The sequence below is a fragment of the Streptomyces composti genome (genome assembly GCF_012034205.1).
GTDB classification, from domain to species: Bacteria; Actinomycetota; Actinomycetes; order Streptomycetales; family Streptomycetaceae; genus Streptomyces; species Streptomyces composti.
Map to the genome: position 1 here is coordinate 194455 of NZ_JAATEM010000005.1, position 17135 is coordinate 211589.

The 17135-nt window shown below is 73.5% G+C and carries 16 protein-coding genes; 9 read left to right on the forward strand and 7 right to left on the reverse strand.

Annotation, left to right across the window (positions count from 1 at the left end; all coding sequences use genetic code 11):
• Nucleotides 1-5 precede the first annotated feature (5 nt).
• A complete protein-coding gene (locus HCJ93_RS06305; protein ID WP_167991842.1) occupies nt 6-1514 on the forward strand; it encodes a metallophosphoesterase family protein in 1509 nt (502 codons plus the stop codon).
• Nucleotides 1515-1536: 22 nt separating this feature from the next.
• Here HCJ93_RS06305 and HCJ93_RS06310 read toward each other — a convergent pair whose 3' ends face one another.
• Complete coding sequence (locus HCJ93_RS06310) at nt 1537-2550, reverse strand: TauD/TfdA dioxygenase family protein (protein WP_240967461.1); 1014 nt, start codon at nt 2548-2550, stop codon at nt 1537-1539.
• Between the two features lie 181 nt (nt 2551-2731).
• Here HCJ93_RS06310 and HCJ93_RS06315 point away from each other — a divergent pair, with 181 nt between their 5' ends.
• Nucleotides 2732-3562, forward strand: a complete 831-nt coding sequence (locus HCJ93_RS06315; RefSeq protein WP_167991843.1) for an aldo/keto reductase — start codon at nt 2732-2734, stop codon at nt 3560-3562.
• A gap of 45 nt (nt 3563-3607) precedes the next feature.
• Here HCJ93_RS06315 and HCJ93_RS06320 read toward each other — a convergent pair whose 3' ends face one another.
• From HCJ93_RS06320 to HCJ93_RS06330, 3 genes are read right to left on the reverse strand one after another with little or no spacing between them, the layout of a single operon-like run.
• Nucleotides 3608-5944: a SpoIIE family protein phosphatase gene (locus tag HCJ93_RS06320; protein ID WP_167991845.1), complete on the reverse strand. Its 2337-nt coding sequence runs from the start codon at nt 5942-5944 to the stop codon at nt 3608-3610.
• Between the two features lie 54 nt (nt 5945-5998).
• Nucleotides 5999-6466: a peroxiredoxin gene (locus HCJ93_RS06325; RefSeq protein ID WP_167991847.1), complete on the reverse strand. Its 468-nt coding sequence runs from the start codon at nt 6464-6466 to the stop codon at nt 5999-6001.
• Complete coding sequence (locus tag HCJ93_RS06330) at nt 6463-6858, reverse strand: DoxX-related protein (RefSeq protein ID WP_167991849.1); 396 nt, start codon at nt 6856-6858, stop codon at nt 6463-6465. Before HCJ93_RS06330 ends, HCJ93_RS06325 begins: the two co-directional genes overlap by 4 nt.
• Before the next feature lie 259 nt (nt 6859-7117).
• Between HCJ93_RS06330 and HCJ93_RS06335 the strand changes: the two genes are divergently transcribed.
• From HCJ93_RS06335 to hemC, 3 genes are all read left to right on the forward strand, one after another.
• A complete protein-coding gene (locus tag HCJ93_RS06335; protein ID WP_309141325.1) occupies nt 7118-8101 on the forward strand; it encodes an ATP-dependent DNA ligase in 984 nt (327 codons plus the stop codon).
• A gap of 177 nt (nt 8102-8278) precedes the next feature.
• A complete protein-coding gene (locus tag HCJ93_RS06340; RefSeq protein ID WP_167991851.1) occupies nt 8279-9055 on the forward strand; it encodes an NPP1 family protein in 777 nt (258 codons plus the stop codon).
• A gap of 65 nt (nt 9056-9120) precedes the next feature.
• On the forward strand, nt 9121-10056 hold the full coding sequence (gene hemC / locus HCJ93_RS06345) for a hydroxymethylbilane synthase (protein WP_167991853.1): 936 nt from the start codon (nt 9121-9123) through the stop codon (nt 10054-10056).
• 60 nt (nt 10057-10116) lie between these two features.
• Here the strand turns inward: hemC and HCJ93_RS06350 are convergent, their stop codons facing one another.
• On the reverse strand, nt 10117-10638 hold the full coding sequence (locus HCJ93_RS06350) for a hypothetical protein (protein WP_167991855.1): 522 nt from the start codon (nt 10636-10638) through the stop codon (nt 10117-10119).
• A 526-nt stretch (nt 10639-11164) separates the two neighbouring features.
• On the opposite strand from HCJ93_RS06350, the gene HCJ93_RS06355 reads away from it, so the two are divergent.
• Nucleotides 11165-11962, forward strand: coding sequence for an RNA polymerase sigma factor SigF (locus tag HCJ93_RS06355; RefSeq protein WP_167991857.1), 798 nt, complete (start codon nt 11165-11167; stop codon nt 11960-11962).
• A gap of 372 nt (nt 11963-12334) precedes the next feature.
• Nucleotides 12335-13138, forward strand: a complete 804-nt coding sequence (locus HCJ93_RS06360) for a VOC family protein (protein WP_167991858.1) — start codon at nt 12335-12337, stop codon at nt 13136-13138.
• Nucleotides 13139-13213: 75 nt separating this feature from the next.
• Here HCJ93_RS06360 and glgX read toward each other — a convergent pair whose 3' ends face one another.
• Together glgX and HCJ93_RS06370 are read right to left on the reverse strand one after the other, a co-directional pair.
• Nucleotides 13214-15367, reverse strand: a complete 2154-nt coding sequence (glgX, locus tag HCJ93_RS06365) for a glycogen debranching protein GlgX (protein ID WP_167991860.1) — start codon at nt 15365-15367, stop codon at nt 13214-13216.
• Nucleotides 15364-15876: a pep a2 gene (locus HCJ93_RS06370; RefSeq protein WP_167991862.1), complete on the reverse strand. Its 513-nt coding sequence runs from the start codon at nt 15874-15876 to the stop codon at nt 15364-15366. Before HCJ93_RS06370 ends, glgX begins: the two co-directional genes overlap by 4 nt.
• Nucleotides 15877-16217: 341 nt before the next feature.
• On the opposite strand from HCJ93_RS06370, the gene HCJ93_RS06375 reads away from it, so the two are divergent.
• Together HCJ93_RS06375 and HCJ93_RS06380 are read left to right on the forward strand one after the other, a co-directional pair.
• Entirely contained in the window at nt 16218-16517 is a 300-nt protein-coding gene (locus HCJ93_RS06375; RefSeq protein WP_167991864.1) for a DUF5133 domain-containing protein, read from the forward strand.
• Nucleotides 16518-16662: 145 nt separating this feature from the next.
• Nucleotides 16663-17135 (forward strand): maltotransferase domain-containing protein (locus HCJ93_RS06380; RefSeq protein WP_167991865.1); only part of this gene is annotated, 473 nt, incomplete at its 3' end.

The following is a 17135-nucleotide window of genomic DNA, read 5'->3' on the forward strand; positions in this document are numbered from 1 at the left end:
CCCCGATGTCCAACTCCTCACGCGACACGGCCGAGGGCGCAGGCTGGGGCTCCGCGGAACGCGGCACCTACCGGCGGCTGATGCCCGGCGGCACCGAGAAGGTCTTCTGGCTCGACCCGCGCGTGCTGTGGGCCGCCCGCAACGGCGTCCTGGCCTCCTGGCTCGGGGACCCCACCGGCCGTATGCGCAGCCGCTGGACGGCGCGGCGGGCGGCGGCCGGCGCACCGGCCGACAAGGTGATCCGGCGTGACGACCCCGACCGCTTCTCCTTCCTGGTCATCGGCGACACCGGCGAGGGCGGCGAGCCCCAGTACGCGGTGGTGCCGGGCCTGCTGAACGCCGGCCGGGACACCCGGTTCGCCGTGCTGGCCAGCGATGTGATCTACCCGGTGGGCAGCGCCGACGACTACGCCGACAAGTTCTTCCGCCCGTACGCCGGTTACCGGGCACCGGTCTACGCGATACCCGGCAACCACGACTGGTACGAGGACCTCACCGGTTTCATGCGGGTGTTCTGCGACGAGAAGGCGCCCCTGCCGCCCGAGGAGCGTCCCCGGCCGCTCACCCGCGCCTGGCTGCGTTCCCTGCTGTGGCACCGGCCGCGCCCGGGCGACGGCGAACGGCTCGCCGGGGCCCGGGCCCTGCGCTCCGCGCCCGAGCAGCAGGCCGTGCAGCCGGGCCCGTACTGGGCGATCGACGCGGGGCCGATACGGATCGTCGGCATCGACACCGGACTGCTGGGGACCGTCGACGCCGAGCAGGGCGCGTGGCTGCGCGAGGTCTCCCGCGGCGACCGCCCCAAGATCCTGGTCACCGGCTCGCCGCTGTACGTGGACGGCGCGCACCACCCCTGCCCGATCGAGGGCGGCGGCACGGTGGACGAGATCGTCCGCGACCCGGACCACCGCTATGTGGCGGCGATCGGCGGGGACATCCACAACTACCAGCGCTACCCGGTGCGGCTGCCGGACGGGCGCACCCTGCAGTACGTGGTGGCGGGCGGCGGCGGTGCCTTCACCCACGCCACCCACACCATCCCCCGGGTCGACGTCGCCGGGGTGACCGAGCGGGACTTCCGCTGCTATCCGCTGCGCGGCGACTCGCTCGCCTTCTACAGCGCCCTGTACGGCCGCCGGCTGCGGCTGCGGCGGCCGTTCACGCTCACCGAGGCGGAGGCGTCCGCGGTGATCGCCGAGCGGCTCGGCATCGGACCGACCCGGCCCACCGACCCGCCCGGGCGGGTCACCCGGCGGGTGCGGCTGATCGCCGCGCTGCTCGGCACCGGCCGCCGGCCGGACCGGGCCAGGCGGTTCCGGCTGCCCGTGCGCAAGATCTACACCCAGGTGTTCTCCCCGGGCTCGGCCACCTACAGGCCGCCGTTCTTCAAGAGCTTCTTGCGCCTGGACGTCGAGCCGGAGCGGATCCGGCTGCGCTGCCTGGCGGCCACCGGCAACCGTGCGCACGAGACCGACCCGCCCGTCGAGGACGAGGTGATCATCCCGCTGGGCGGGTGACCTGGCGGCCGGGCGGCCGGGGTCACCAGCGGCCGGGAGCGGTGCCCGCGACCGGCACGGACGGCCGTCCGTCGACACCGACCGGGACGTCACCGGCGATCATCACCCGGTGCATGATCCGCGGATGGTCCAGGTGGGCGGTGTCGCCGGGGGCGAGATGGATGGTGGCCCGGTTGTCCCAGAAGGCGACGCTGCCCGGCTCCCAGCGGAACCGCACGGTGTACTCGGGCCGGGTCGCCTGCTCCAGGAGCAGCTCCAGCACGGCGGCGCTCTCCGGCCGGGACAGGCCGGTGATCTGCTCGACGTAGTAGCCGTTGACGAACAGGATCCGCTCCCCCGTCTCCGGGTGCACCCGCACCAGCGGGTGCACGGAGGCCACCTGATGGTCCAGCAGATGGCGGACGTAGGCGTCGTCGCCGGGCCGCGGCTGGTAGCCGACGCCCAGCCGGTGCTCGGCGCGCAGCCCGTCCACGAACGCCCGGAGCGGGGCGGACAGCCCGGCGTAGGCGGCGGCCAGGTTGGCCCAGGTGGTGTCGCCGCCGTAGGGCGGCACGGTCTCGGCGCGCAGGATGGTGGCGGCCGGCGGGTCGATGCGGGCTCCGTGGTCGCAGTGCCAGCCGCGCAGCAGGGTGTGCCGGCGGCGCCGCAGCCACTCGTCGTGCGGCATGCCGAAACGGCCGCCGAGCTCCAGCCGGTCGGCGGTGGTCTCGACCTCCGGGACGTCGGGCGGGGAGGCCCTGCCGCGCCGCGGCAGTACGACGGGTTCCCCGAATCTGCGGGCCAGCGCCACGTGGGCGGCATGGTCCAGGCGCTGCCCGCGGAAGAACACCACCTTCCAGCGCAGCAGCGCCGCCCGGATGGCGGCGACCACCGAGGCGTCGAGGTCACCCGCCAGATCCACCCCGGCGATCTCGGCCCCGATGTGCCCGGCCACGGGCCGCACGTCCAGCCCCGCCCCGCCGGGCTGCGCTCCTGCCGGTCCCGCCCCGGCCGACGGCCCGCCGGCCGCCGCCGCGCCACCCCTGTCGCTCGTCATCCGTCCTCGCCTCCGTCGTGCCTCCCAACGGCCCCGGGGGGCCGCCTCTGGAAGATCGTGACAGCCGGGCGCCGGCTTGGCGACAGGGCATCACCGCACCCGGCACGGACCTCTCCGGTTGATCACAACCGGGCGGGTCACCCAGGCTGGAGCCACGACATCGCCAACGGGAGGTCCTTTCGTGAGCAGCGTCCCGACCCGAACCCTCAACGACGGCACCACGATCCCCGCCCTGGGCCTGGGCACCTGGCCCCTGGACGACGACGAGGCGGAACGCGCGGTGAGCAGCGCCCTGGAGCTGGGGTACCGCCTCATCGACACGGCGGCGAACTACCGCAACGAGACCGGCGTGGGCCGCGCCGTCGCCCGCGCCGGCGTGCCCCGCGAGGAGATCGTCGTCACCACCAAACTGCCGGGCCGCCACCACGGCTACGAGGAGACCCTCGCCTCCTTCGAGGAGTCCCGCAGGCGGCTCGGCCTCGACTACGTCGACCTGTACCTGATCCACTGGCCGCTGCCGCGCCTGGACAGGTACGCCGAGTCCTGGAAGGCCATGATCAAGCTCCGGGAGGACGGCCTGGTCCGCTCCATCGGCGTCTCCAACTTCACCCCCGCCCACATCGAGCGGCTGGAGAAGGAGACCGGTGTGCTGCCCTCGGTGAACCAGATCGAGCTCCACCCCTTCTTCCCGCAGGAGGAGCTGCGCGCCTACCACCGGGAGAAGGGCGTCCTGACCGAGAGCTGGAGCCCGCTCGGCCAGGGGTCGACACTGCTCGACGACCTGTCCGTGGCCGCCGTGGCCGAGGCGCACGGGGTGACGCCCGCCCAGGCGGTGCTGCGCTGGCACATCCAGCTGGGGGCGCTGCCCATCCCGAAGTCGGCGGACCCGGACCGGCAGCGCGCCAACCTCGACGTCTTCGGCTTCGCACTGGACGAGGCGCAGATGCGGACCCTCTCCGACCGCGCCCACCGGCGCCTGGGCGGCGACCCCGAGGTGCACGAGGAGTTCTGATCCGGCCCGGGGCCGACCGGCCCGTCGCCGCCGTGGCGGAGGGCCCTACAGCCCGGACAGCGGCTGCTCCGCCCAGATGACCTTGCCCGTGTTGGTCTGCCGGCTGCCCCAGCGCTGGGTGAGCTGGGCGACCAGCAGCAGCCCCCGGCCGCCCTCGTCGAAGGCGTGGGCGCGGCGCATGTGCGGGGAGGTGGCGCTGCCGTCGGAGACCTCGCAGATGAGGGTGCGGTCGCGGATGAGGCGCAGCTGCACCGGCGGGGTGCCGTAGCGGATGGCGTTGGTGACGAGTTCGCTGACCACCAGCTCGGTGATGAAGGCGATGTCCGCAAGCCCCCACTCGGTCAGCCGTTCGACGGCCCACTGGCGGGCGGCGCCCACCTCCACCGGGTCGTACGGCACGTCCCTGGCGGCGACCTGGCCCGAGCCCAGCGCCCTGGTGCGGGCGAGCAGCAGGGCCACGTCGTCGCCGGGCTCCTCGGGCAGGACGGCCTTGAGCACGTTGTCGCACAGGGCGTCCAGAGAGGTGGCCGGCACGGTCAGGGCGCGGCACAGCTCGCCGGTGGTGTGGTCGACGTCGCGGTCGCGGCCCTCGACCAGCCCGTCGGTGTAGAGGGCGACGACGGAGCCCTCGGGCAGCTGCACCTCCGTCGCCTCGAACGGCAGCCCGCCGACGCCCAGCGGGGGTCCCGCGCTGAGCTCGATCAGCTCGCAGGTCCCGTCGGGCAGGACCACGGCGGGCGGGGGATGTCCGGCGGCGGCCGCGGTCAGCCGGCGCGAGACGGGGTCGTAGACCGCGTACAGGCAGGTGGCGCCGACCTCGGCGACCTCCTCGTCGTCGCCGGAGGCAAGGTGGATGACCAGGTCGTCCAGGTGGGTGAGCAGTTCGTCCGGCGGCAGGTCCACGTCGGCGAGGGTGCGCACGGCCGTGCACAGCCGTCCCATCGTCGCCGTCGAGGGGATGCCGTGGCCGACGACGTCCCCCACCACCAGGGCGACCCGGCTGCCGGACAGCGGGATGACGTCGAACCAGTCGCCGCCGATGCCGGCCGCGGATCCCGAGGGCAGGTAGCGGTGGGCGACCTCGACCGCCGCCTGCCCGGGCAGCCCTTTGGGCAGCAGGCTGTGCTGGAGCGCCAGTGCGGTGCTGCGTTCGCGGGCGAAGCGCCGGGCGTTGTCGACGCAGACGGCCACCCTGCTGGCCAGCTCCTCCACGAGCGCCCCGTCCTCGGGGGCGTAGGGATCGGGGAACAGGTTGCGGACGGCCACGGCGACGCCGAGGGTCGTGCCGCGGGCGCGCAGCGGAACCGCCAGCAGGGAGTGGATGGGCGCCCGGCGCGAGTGGTCCGGCGGGGCGGGGGCGCCTCGCGAGCCCAGCCAGCGGTCGAACTCCGGCTGCCCCGCGAGACCCAGGACCGGCCTGCCCTCGCGCAGCGCCCGCGCGGGCGGCGAGTACGGCGGGTACACGTCGGCGCCGCCCAGGCGGACGGCGCTGGCTGGGGATCCCTGGGTGGCGGAGCCGTGCGCCACCCGGCGCAATTCCACGTCGGATCCGGTGAGGGCCAGGGGTTCGTGGGTGCCGAGGACCCAGTCGAGCAGGTCGACCGCGGCGAAGTCGGCGAAGGCCGGCACCAGCAGCTGGACGAGTTCCTCGGCGGTGCGGACCACGTCCAGGGTGGTGCCGATGCTGGTGGCGGCCTCGTTGAGCAGTGCGAGCCGCTGCCGTCCGCGGTGCTGTTCGGTGCTGTCGAGCGCGGCGAGAGCGGTGCCGATCAGCTCCCCGGAGGGGCCGCGGACCGGCCACATCTCCACGTTCCAGGCGTGGAACCGCTTGCCGGAGGGGGCCCGGCCGAGGGTCTCGTAGTGCACGGGCTCGCCGGTCTCCACGACCCGCCGCAGATGCCACTGGAGCCCCTGCTGAGGACCGGCCGCGTCCCCCGTGTCGCGGTAGGGCCGCCCGATCATCTCCTCCTCGCTCGCCCCCACGACCCGGCAGGAGGCGTCGTTGAGCCGCAGATACCGCTGCTCGGTGTCGAAGACGGTCATCGCCATGGACGCCTGCTGGAAGGCGCGTCCGGCCAGGGAGGTCTCGGCCGCGCCCGCCGGCTCGGCGTGCAGGACGTACCCGGCGGGCTCGCCGTCCGGGCCGCTGAGCGGGATGACCGTCGCCCGGGCCCGCACCGGGTGCCCGTCGCGATGGCGCAGCACGACGCCGCCCGTCGGCACGGGCGGGGTTCCGGCGGGTGCCTCCCCGGCGAGCAGCTCCCTCACGGCCCGCCCCACGGCTTCCCCGGCCGGATGTCCGGTCAGCCGGCGGGCACCCTCACTCCACCCCGTCACGATGCCGCGGGCATCGACGACCACCGCAGCGGAGGCCTCCTCCATTCGTCCAGGATCAGCCCATCCTGTCCCCTTATCAACCGCGGCTCGCGGCCCGGGTCAGGCGCGGTGCCCGCGCAGTGCGGCGAGCGCCCGGTCGGCGTGCACGTTCATCCGCAGCTCGCTGCGGACGACCCCGAGGACGGTGCGGTCCCGGCCGATGACGAAGGTGACCCGCTTGGTCGGCGCCAGGGCCGTCCCCCGTTTGACCCCGAACCGCTCACGGACCGTGCCGTCGGGGTCGGACAGCAGGGGCATGCCGAGCCCGTGCCGCCCCGCGAACTCGGCCTGCCGTTCGACGGCGTCCCCGCTGATGCCGACGGGCCGTGCCCCGACGGCGGCGAACTCGGCGGCCAGGTCCCTGAAGTGGCAGGCCTGTGCGGTGCAGCCGGGGCTGAGCGCGGCCGGGTAGAAGAACAGTACGACCGGCCCTTCGGCGAGCAGGTCCGACAGGCGGCGGACGGTCCCCGTCTCGTCCGGCAGCTCGAAGTCCTCGACGACGTCGCCCCTGCCCGGTGCGGCGCTCATGACCGGCCCCCCGCGTTCCCGGTGTTCCCGGCGTTCCCGGCGTCCCTGGCCACGCCGCGCGCCCACAGCTGCAGCGGCAGCCGCCCGAGGGCGGCGGCCCGGTAGGGGGCGGGGCGGTGCCGCCGGTCGACGGCCATCTTCACATGGGCGGGGAACACGCCGACGAAGTGGGCCGCGGCGGCGAGGGCGGCGGCCCTGCGGGTGCGGGGCAGGGCCGCTCCCGCGGCCTGCGCCGGCTCCGCGGCACCGCCGGCCCGGGTCCAGGTGCGGGGCGATCCCGGCAGGGAACGGGGCACGATGCTGTCGAACGGGCGCGGGCTGACGACGTGGGCGGTGCCGGCGACGGCGAGCGGGCCGGCGAACAGCAGGGGCGAGCGATCGGACCGTGACACGGTTCCTCCTCCGAAGACCTGCACCCGGACACTACCCGACGGTAAGTTCCGGTCGGGCCGCGGGACGGGGGCGCCCCGAAGCCGTGAAGGGTGATGCAACGCGGCGGCTGCGCGCGGAAGGAGCCGGGCGCGCGGTCCCCCGATGGAGGTGCTGCCGGGCCGCTTCCCGGAGGCGGCGGGAGGAACCCCGCGACGCCGTTCAGGGGATCCCCCGGCCGGAACCGCATAGCGCAGCCGGCCCGCGTACACACCTCACCCCGTGACCCTGCCCCTGATCCCGCCCATGCTCGCCACCCCCGGCACCCTGCCGCCCCCGTCCATGGACCACCGCTGGGCCTACGAGACCAAGCAGGACGGCCAGCGCGCGGTGGTCTACCTCCCCGGCGACGGCACCATCGTGCTGCGTGCCCGGTCCGGCCAGGACATCACCGGCGCCTACCCCGAACTGGCCCCGCTGGCCCGCGCGCTCGGAAGCACCCCGGCGGTGCTGGACGGCGAGGTGCTGGCCCTGGACGAACACGGCCGCGCCAGCTTCCAGTTGCTGCAGTCCCGGATGGGTCTCGCGCACGCCCCCGCCAGGGCGGCCCGCCGGGCGGCGAAGGTGCCGGTCCACCTCGTCCTCTTCGACGTGATGCATCTGCGCGGGCGCTCCCTGCTCCGTCTGCCCTACGTCCGGCGCCGCGAGGAGCTGGAGGCGCTCGGTCTCGAGGGGCCCTCCTGGTCCACTCCGGCCGCGATCGTGGGGCACGGGGCCGAGGCCCTGCGCGCCACCCGGGAGCACGGTCTGGAGGGCCTGGTCTGCAAGCGGCTGGACTCGGTGTACGAGCCGGGGGTCCGGTCCCGGGCCTGGATCAAGATCCGCCATATGCGCAGCGAGGACGTGGTGATCGGCGGCTGGCTGCCCGGCAGGGGCAGGCTGACGGGACTGCCGGGCGCGGTGCTGGTCGGCCAGCGGGCGGCGGACGGCCGGCTGCGCTACGTCGGCGGCGTCGGCACGGGCTGGAGCGAGGCCGAGCGCACCGAGCTCGCCGCGCTGCTGCGGGCCGCGGCGAGTGACGTGTGCCCCTTCGACCCGGTGCCCCCGGTGGCGGGCGCGCACTGGGTGGTCCCCCGGCTGGTGGGCGAGGTCCGCTACAGCACCCGCACCCGTGAGGGGTTGCTGCGTCAGCCGTCCTGGCTGCGCCTGCGACCGGATCTGACGCCGGAGGAGTCGGCGGCCGACCTGCCCGACGACCTGGCCTGAACCGCGCGCCGGCCGTGCCCGCGCGCGGGGCCCCCGGACCGCCGCAGCCGGCTCCCCCGCACGGACGACGGGCACTCCGCAGCCGACCTCTTGGCATGGACGCGTCTACCCGGAATGATGCTGAACTCCTCAGCCCCCCACAGACGTTGGGCTGCGCCCGCACCCGAGGAGAACGCAGTGCAGTCGAGCACGCTCCGCAGACACCGCAGACGGTGGCTCACCGGCCTCGCCGGAGCCGCCGCCCTGGTCATCGCCTTCCCCGCCACCGCCTTCGCCGCCCCGCCGCCGGCGCTGCCCGGGAACGCCGACGCCCTGGAGCGCACCTACCAGCCCGCCTTCGACTACGACACCGACGGCTGCTATCCCACCCCCGCCATCGGCCCCGGCGGCGACGTCAACCCCGGCCTGAAGCCGACCGGAGCCCTGAACGGCAACTGCCGGGACGCCGCCGACCTGGACAACACCAACGGCTACGCCCGCGCCAAGTGCAACAACGGCTGGTGCGCCGTGGTCTACGCGCTCTACTTCGAGAAGGACCAGGCCCTGCCCGGCATCGGCCTGGGCGGCCACCGCCACGACTGGGAGCACGTGGTGGTGTGGGTGCGGAACGACACGGTGCAGTACGTGGCGACGTCGAACCACGGCTCGTTCACCATTCACCCCCGCTCCTCGGTCCGCTTCGAGGGCACGCACCCGAAGGTCGTCTATCACAAGGACGGCATCAGCACGCACTGCTTCCGCATCGCGAAGGCGCACGACGACCCGCCGGAGAACCACAAGGGCACCTGGCAGTACCCGGCCCTGATCGGCTGGAACGGCTATCCGCCGGGGATACGGGAGAAGCTCGTCGCGCACGACTTCGGCAGCGCCCACTTCGGCCTGAAGGACGGCAGTTTCGAATCGCACCTGGCCAAGGCCAGGCCCTCGGACGTCCCCTTCGATCCGAACGCCTGAACACCCGGGGTCCTCCGCGCCCGTTCCGGCACGAGGGCCGGGCCCGGAGGGTCTATCGTGTCGCCATGTCCGCCCCCGAGCTGATCCGCATCGTGTCCCGCGACTCGCCCATGGCACTCGCCCAAGTGGACCGGGTCCGTGCCGAGTTGACCGCCGCACACCCCGGAGTGCGCACCGAGGTCGTGCCCGTGCGCACCACCGGCGACGCATGGCTGGGCGACCTGTCGAAGGTGGAGGGCAAGGGGGCGTTCACCAAGGAGGTGGACGCCGCGCTGCTGGCCGGCGAGGCGGATCTCGCCGTGCACTGCCTCAAGGACGTGCCCGCCGACCGTCCGCTGCCGGCGGGCACGGTGTTCGCCGCGTTCCTCGAAAGGGACGACATCCGTGACGCGCTGGTCCACCCGGGCGGGCTGACGTTGGACGAGCTGCCGCCCGGCACCCGCATCGGCACCTCCTCGGTGCGCCGGACCGCCCAACTGGCCGCCACCCACCCGCATCTGACCTGCGTTCCGTTCCGCGGCAACGCCAACCGGCGGCTGGCCAAGCTGGCGGCCGGCGAGGCGGACGCGCTGCTGCTGGCCAAGTCGGGCCTGGAACGCATCGGCCGGTCGGACGTGATCAGCGAGGTGCTCTCCGCCGAGGCGATGATGCCGCCGATCGGCGCCGGCGTGCTCGCGCTGCAGTGCCGGGAGGACGACACGGATCTCATCGACGCGGTCAGCGCCCTCGGTCACCCCGCCACCCACCGTGAGGCCACCGCCGAGCGCATGCTCCTGCATGTGCTCCAGGGCCACTGCAACAGCCCGATCGCCGGCTACGCCCGGGTGGACCGCAGCGGCGAACTCTCGCTGCGTGCCTGCGTGTTCACCCCGGACGGCAAGACGCGGCTGAACGCGCACGAGTGGGCGGGGCGGCTCGACCCGGCCACGCTCGGCACCTCGGTGGCGGTGGCGCTGCTGCGTCAGGGCGCCCGCGAGATCATCGACGCGATCCCGCACTGACCCGCAGGGCCGGCCGGTGTGGGAAGGCCGCGGAGGCGGCCGATGCGCACGGGGCCGCCGTCAGGCGGTGCCCTCCTCGGCCTGCTCGCGCAGGAAGACGCTGACCTGATGGGCGAGACTCTCCCGGCAGGCGCCCGCCGGGGTTCCGGCGGACAGCTCCCGCAGTCCGATGCCGCCCGCCCACAGCCGGCGTCCGGTCCACTCCTCGTCGACGCGCAGCTGGACCTGGACGTCCACATGGCTCAGCGACGCCTCGGGGCCCGCGGCGAAAACGACGGCCGTCGCCCGGCGCAGCGGATAGACGTCGAATCCCTCGATGAATTGCGAGTTGCGCCAGTCGATGAAGGCGCTCTCCCCGTCCGGGCCGACCCGGACATCGATCTGACCGTCCTCGAGGTGAATACCGAAAGGCCGGCTCCCGCGGTTCTCCACGGTCACCCGGACACTGAAGTAGGTGAGCCCTTCGGCGGCGTCGTCGCGTCCGCGCGGCGGCTCGCCCGCCTCAAGTCGGTGGACGCGGACCCGCAGACCGGCATGCTCCTCGTACTCCTGCCAGTCCCCGACCACGTTCGGCTCGTACACAGTGCACCTCTCGACATTCTGTGGCTGCTTCCTATCTGTGGGCTCGGCGCACTGTCAAATGGGCGGAATGGGCCGTGGGCAGGCGGTTTCGCCGCAGCTGATCGCTGATCAAGCGCTGCGCTGGCACTATCCGCCGAAGCGGTCGGCCACCCCGCCCACGCGGCGTGCCGTACATCACGTCCGCACCGTGATCACAGGTATGGACCGGTCACGATCACGCGCGGGCCCTGGGGGAAGGCCGGGGTCCGGCACCCGGGCACGGCCGCCGCCCGCCCGCCGCCTCCCCCGCATTTCACTCATCGAATTGCTCCGATTTCAATGCGTCGCGGCACCGCCGGAATTCCGGCCTCGTTGAATTCCTGATCTGTTTCGGAATGGCGAGGGGCGGGAAAAGGTGGTTCAGTGCTTCGGACAGGAGGCACGTCCGTGGGAAACGGTCGGCCGGCCCGGGCTGCTTTGTGTCGTGAAGCGTCCGGCCTTCCCGCGGTGTCTGTCCCACCGGCACCTGCTCAGGGAGGTGCGCATCATGCGTATCGCCGGAAGCACCACCACCAGGCCGCACCCCCACGACGACGCCCCGGACACCACCGAGGACTTCGCCCGTCTCGCCCGGCTCCCCGAGGGCCCCGAGCGCACGGCGCTGCGCAACGAACTGGTACGGGCCTGGCTGCCCATGGCCGAGCGCATCGCGGTCCGGTTCCGCGGGCGCGGCGAGACCCTGGAGGACCTCTACCAGGTGGCGGCCCTGGGGCTGGTCAAGGCGGTGGACCACTACGACCCTGCGCGCGGCCACGCCTTCGAGGCGTACGCCGTGCCGACCGTCACCGGCGAGATCAAGCGCCACTTCCGCGACCACATGTGGACCCTGCACGTGCCGCGGCGGGTGCAGGACCTGCGCAACCGGGTGCGCAGCGCGATCAAGGAGCTGTCGCAGACGTCACCGGGCCACACCCCGACGACCGCCGAGATCGCGGAGCACGCGAGACTGACGGAGGAGGAGGTGCGGGCCGGCTCGGAGGCCCTGGAGTGCTTCTCGGCGCTGTCGCTGGAGGCGGAGATGCCGGGCACCGACGGCTACGCCCTGGCGGACGCGCTCGGCGGCCCCGACCCGGCGTACGACACGGTCGTCGACCGGGTGGCGGCCCGGCCCTGCCTCCAGGCGCTCCCGGAGCGCGAGCGGGTGATCCTCTATCTGCGCTTCTTCCGGGGCATGACCCAGAGCACCATCGCCGAGCAGCTCGGGATCTCCCAGATGCATGTCTCGCGGCTGCTGAGCAGCTGCTTCGCCCAGCTGCGCGAGGAGCTGGCCGCCGAGGGCGGCTGAGCCTCGGTGCGCTGCGCGCGGCGCACCGAGGAGAGCCGGCGGGGAGACGCCGGAGCGCGGCGCTCAGCAGTCGGGCGGGCGCCGGGACGCGCTGGGCGGCCCCCGTCCGTGGGCATGGTCGCCTCCCGATCCGGTGTGCCGCTGCCGCATCGGCTCCGCACAGTGCTTGAGTGCCTTCACTCAGTGTCCGGCGCATCCGTCGCCGCACTCGCCGCGCAGCCCGCCACCGGGCGGAGGGAGGCGTTCCGGATCGGTTCCGGATCACCGTTTCGGCATCGTCGCCGGGGTACTCGGCAGGCGCCCGGAGCGGTCCGGGCCGGACACTGATGTCATTCCGGTGCCACCCGGCCGACGAGATCAGGACGCGACGCCATGAACCACGAGATGCCCTCCCCCGCCGGCACGAAGGACGTCTTCTCGACCGAATCCGTGTTCGGGGCGCCCTGCTGGGTGAGCCTGACCAGCCGTGATCTGAAGACCACCGAGGAGTTCTACAGCGCCGTGCTGGGCTGGACCTGGCGGCCGGTCCGGCTCGGGGACCGCTTCCGCATCGCCCTGGCGGACGGCACACCCGTGGCGGGCATCGCCGCGGTCGCCGGGATGTGGCAGATGGCGGTGGCCTGGACGCCCTACTTCGCGGTGCGCAGCGCCGACGAGGCGGTCTCCCGGGTGCAGGAGCGGGGCGGCACCACGGCCGTGGGGCCGATCTCGCTGGCGCCGGGGCGGGCGGCGCTGCTGGCGGACCGGGACGGGGCGACGTTCGGGATCTGGGAGGGCGAGCTGTTCACGGACTGGCCGGCCTGGCGCCGCGCCCAGCCGGCCTTCGTCAAGCTGCACACGCGCGACGCCTTCGACGCGGCGATCTTCTACGGGGAGGTCTTCGACTGGGCCTCGGACAAGCCGGGCTGCTGCGAGGTGGAGTACGTGGGCGACGAGGTGGTGCTGCGCAGCGCCGGTGACGTGGTGGCCCGCATCGAGTCGGGTGCCCTGGAGTCGGCGCCCGACCCGACGATCCGCCCGCACTGGCAGGTGCACTTCGCGGTGAAGGACGTCGCCGCCTGCGTCCGGGCCGCCGAGATGCACGGCGGCAGCGTGCTGTCCCTGTCGGAGGAGGAGGCGGTCCTGCGCGACAACGAGGGCGCCCAGTTCACCGTGACGACCCGCCGCAGCCGCTGACGGCGGGCCGTCCGCGGCGACGGCCCACCGCGTGCCCTCCGCCGGCGTCGCGCGGCGGGTCGTGCCGGGTGGCCCTCAGCGGGCGGTGGTGCGCGTGTGCGGCGGGCGGGTCAGCACGATCAGGCTGCGCGGGGCGGCGCTGACGGTGGTGCCGGCCTTGTGCTCCGCCTCGTCCGGCGTGCCCTCGGGGTCGGCCGTGTCGATCAGGGCCGTCCAGCGCTCGCCGTAGCGGGCGTCGGGCAGGCGGAAGTCCACCGGCTCCCAGTGGCTGTTGAGCAGCAGCAGGAACGAGTCGTCCACCACGGGCCTGCCGCGCGCGTCGGGTTCGGCGATGGCGTCGCCGTTGAGGAAGACGGCGATCGAGTGGGCGTCGGAGCGTTCCCAGTCGTCGTCGGTCATCTCCTCCCCGTCCGGCAGCAGCCACACCAGGTCGGGCAGCGCCCGGCCGGTCCGGCGCAGGGTCTCGCCGCGGAAGAAGCGGCGGCGGCGCAGCACGGGGTGGGCGCTGCGCAGGGCGATGAGCCGGCGGGTGAAGTCCAGCAGCTCGCGCTGTTCGCGGCCGAGCCGCCAGTCGATCCAGGAGATCTCGTTGTCCTGGCAGTAGGCGTTGTTGTTGCCGCGCTGGGTGCGTCCCAGCTCGTCGCCGTGGGAGAGCATCGGGATGCCCTGCGACAGCAGCAGGGTGGCGAGGAAGTTGCGCTGCTGCCGGGCGCGCAGCTCCCGCACGCCCGGGTCCGCGGTCCCGCCCTCCGCCCCGCAGTTCCAGGAGCGGTTGTCGCTCTCGCCGTCCCGGTTGCCCTCGCCGTTGGCCTCGTTGTGCTTGTCGTTGTAGGAGACGAGGTCGCGCAGCGTGAAGCCGTCGTGCGCGGTGACGAAGTTGACGCTGGCCCGGGGCCGGCGTCTGCTGTGGGCGTACAGGTCGGCGGAGCCGGTCAGGCGGGAGGCGAACTCGCCGAGGGTGTGCTCCTCGCCGCGCCAGAAGTCCCGTACGGCGTCGCGGTACTTGCCGTTCCACTCCGACCACAGCGGCGGGAAGTTGCCCACCTGGTAGCCGCCCTCGCCCACGTCCCAGGGCTCGGCGATGAGCTTGACGCGGCTGATCACCGGGTCCTGCTGGATCAGGTCGAAGAAGGCGGAGAGCCGGTCCACCTCGTGGAACTGCCGGGCGAGGGTGGCCGCGAGGTCGAAGCGGAAGCCGTCGACGTGCATCTCGGTCACCCAGTACCGCAGCGAGTCCATGATCAGCTGCAGCACGTAGGGGTGGCGCATCAGCAGGCTGTTGCCGGTGCCGGTGGTGTCGTAGTAGTGCGCCCAGTCGCCGTCCACGAGCCGGTAGTAGGAGCTGTTGTCGATGCCCCGGAAGGAGAGGGTGGGGCCCTTCTCGTTCCCCTCGGCGGTGTGGTTGTAGACGACGTCGAGGATCACCTCGAGGCCCGCGGCGTGCAGGGTGCGCACCATCTCCTTGAACTCGGCGACCTGCTGGCCGCGGGAGCCGCGGGCGGCGTAGGCGTTGTGCGGGGCGAAGAATCCGATGGTGTTGTAGCCCCAGTAGTTGGACAGGCCCCGGCCCTGCAGCACGCCGTCGTGGACGAACTGGTGCACGGGCATCAGCTCCACCGCGGTGACACCGAGGGAGGTCAGATGCTCCACCACGGCGGGGTGGGCGAGCCCGGCGTAGGTGCCGCGCAGTTCGGGGGGCACCTCGGGGTGGGTGCGGGTGAGGCCCTTGACATGGGCCTCGTAGATCACGGTGTCGGCGTACGGGCGGCAGGGGTGCCGGTCGTCGCCCCAGTCGAAGGCGGGATCGGTGACCACGCCCAGCATGGTGTGGCCGGCGCTGTCCGCCGGGTCGGGCCCGCCGGGGTTGCGCTCGTACAGCGAGGGGTGGTTGTCGATCTGCCCGTCCACGGCGGTGGCGTAGGGGTCGAGCAGCAGCTTGGCCGGGTTGCAGCGGTGGCCCGCACCGGGATCCCAGGGGCCGTGCACCCGGTAGCCGTAGCGCTGGCCGGGTCCGACGCCGGGCACATAGCCGTGCCAGACGAAGCCGTCGACCTCGGTCAGCGCGACGCCGGTATGTCGGCCCTCGTCGTCGACGAGGATCAGTTCGACCTGCTCGGCGACCTCACTGAACAGCGCGAAGTTGGTGCCCTCGCCGTCGGGGGTGGCCCCGAGCGGGTAGGGGCGCCCGCTCCAGGCGGGCGCCCCTGTGCGGTTCCTCCGCCGGGTCACCGGGCCTCCTCCAGGACGCCCTCGCCCGTGCGGACCCGGCCGGTGGCGTGGGCGACGCTCACCTCGCGGGGCAGGTCCAGGCCCTCACGCTCGCGCGGGTCGGGCGCGGTGGGCACCAGCGGGACCCGCTCGCCGGCGCGGGCGCGCTGCGAGAACCAGGTGACCTTGCCGCCGGTCTCGGTGGCGCAGCAGCCCCAGCCGTCGCTGCTGGCGGCGATGTGCTCCAGGCAGCCGCGCAGCTCCTGGTCGGGTCGCAGGGCGCGGTCGTTGTCCCCGACGGCCGTGATGAGGTGCTGACCGTTCCACCACATCTCGATCGAGACGTTCTTGTCGCTGGCGTGGTCGTCGATCGCCCGCAGCAGCATCTCGGTGCCGCCGCAGACGCGCTCCCTCAGGTTCTCGAGGTCCCAGTACCTCAGGTGGGCGGCCAGGATGCGGCTGACCTGTCCCACCCTCTCCGGGCTGACTTCCACGTCCAGGTGGTAGTAGCAGGGCACTGCGGTCTTCATGGTCGTCGGCTCCTCACCGCGAGACTCGCGTTCCTCCTCGCCCCTGCGGGACGAGGCCCACCCTGATCACGGAACGTGAGCGGCTGTCGCTTCTGAGTCACCCTCAGCGTGAGCGCGTTGACCCATTCGTGCAACACGAGCGCACGCCTGAGGCGCCTGAGGTGACAACTGAGCACAACCAGGGGGGTATTGGTTGAAAATCCAACAAGACGCGGAGTCACCGTGCGTGCACCATGTGTGAAGACCTCGATCGCCGTTACGGTCCGTGCCGCCGTGCGCACGGCCGCCGCCCGCCCCCGGGAGAACGTGCCCCCATCGAGCCACGGAAAGGTGACGGCGCCATGCTGCTACCCGCCAAAGCCGAAGTCGCCCGGCAGTTGCGTCGCTACCGGGCATGGGAACGCGTGATGCTGGCCGCCCCGGCGGACCGCACGGTACGGGCCACGTTCGAGGACTCCGGCTACACCCTCTGCGTGCTGATGGGCAAGCGCTGCGCCCGCGAGGCGGCGGACGCCGCCGAACGGTACCTGCGCGCAGGCCACCTCACGCATCCGCAGGAACCGGCCGACAGGCCGCGTCCGGCCGCCACGGTCAGACGGGGCCCGCCGGTCGCACCGCACTCCACGGCGGGAAGGCCATGAACCTTCCGGCAGCGTTCCAGCACGGGAAGGCCAGGACCTTCCCCGGCAGTGCTTCACGGCGGGAAGGCCAGGACCTTCCCGCCGCCGTTCGGTCCCCACGACCGGGCACGGGCCCGGCGTTCGAGCACGGCGGAGGTGCCAGACGATGAAGACGACCCGGAGCATCGGGCGTGTCCCGGTGCGGGACGTCCGGCCCTCCGTCGAGTGCGGCAGGCGGCCGGCGAAGGCCGTCGTGGGCGAGACCTTCCAGGTCACGGCGACGGTGCTCCGCGAGGGGCACGAGGCCGTGGCCGCCAATGTGGTGCTGAGGAACCCTCAGGGGCGGCCGGGGCCGTTCACGCCGATGCGTGAGCTGGCGCCGGGCACCGACCGGTGGGGCGCCGAGGTCACTCCCGACGCCACCGGCCTGTGGACGTACCACGTCGAGGCCTGGGGCGACCCGGTCACCACCTGGCGCCACACCGCCGGCGTCAAGGTGCCCGCCGGGATCGACACCGGCCTGGTCCTCGAGGAGGGCGCCGACCTGTACGAGCGGGCGGCCGCCGGAGTCCCGCAGGACGAGGGGCAGGACGTGCTCCTCGCCGCGGCCGAGACGCTGCGCGACGACTCGCTGCCCTG

Excerpts from the sequence above, each read along its gene's own strand:
- HCJ93_RS06320 (WP_167991845.1), bottom strand. The coding sequence starts at position 5,944 with ATGGAGGAGGCCTCCGCTGCGGTGGTCGTCGATGCCCGCGGCATCGTG.
- HCJ93_RS06305 (WP_167991842.1), top strand. The coding sequence starts at position 6 with ATGTCCAACTCCTCACGCGACACGGCCGAGGGCGCAGGCTGGGGCTCC.
- HCJ93_RS06375 (WP_167991864.1), top strand. The coding sequence starts at position 16,218 with ATGCTGCTACCCGCCAAAGCCGAAGTCGCCCGGCAGTTGCGTCGCTAC.
- HCJ93_RS06310 (WP_240967461.1), bottom strand. The coding sequence starts at position 2,550 with ATGACGAGCGACAGGGGTGGCGCGGCGGCGGCCGGCGGGCCGTCGGCC.
- hemC (WP_167991853.1), top strand. The coding sequence starts at position 9,121 with ATGTCCGCCCCCGAGCTGATCCGCATCGTGTCCCGCGACTCGCCCATG.
- HCJ93_RS06370 (WP_167991862.1), bottom strand. The coding sequence starts at position 15,876 with ATGAAGACCGCAGTGCCCTGCTACTACCACCTGGACGTGGAAGTCAGC.
- HCJ93_RS06360 (WP_167991858.1), top strand. The coding sequence starts at position 12,335 with ATGAACCACGAGATGCCCTCCCCCGCCGGCACGAAGGACGTCTTCTCG.
- HCJ93_RS06355 (WP_167991857.1), top strand. The coding sequence starts at position 11,165 with ATGCGTATCGCCGGAAGCACCACCACCAGGCCGCACCCCCACGACGAC.
- HCJ93_RS06325 (WP_167991847.1), bottom strand. The coding sequence starts at position 6,466 with ATGAGCGCCGCACCGGGCAGGGGCGACGTCGTCGAGGACTTCGAGCTG.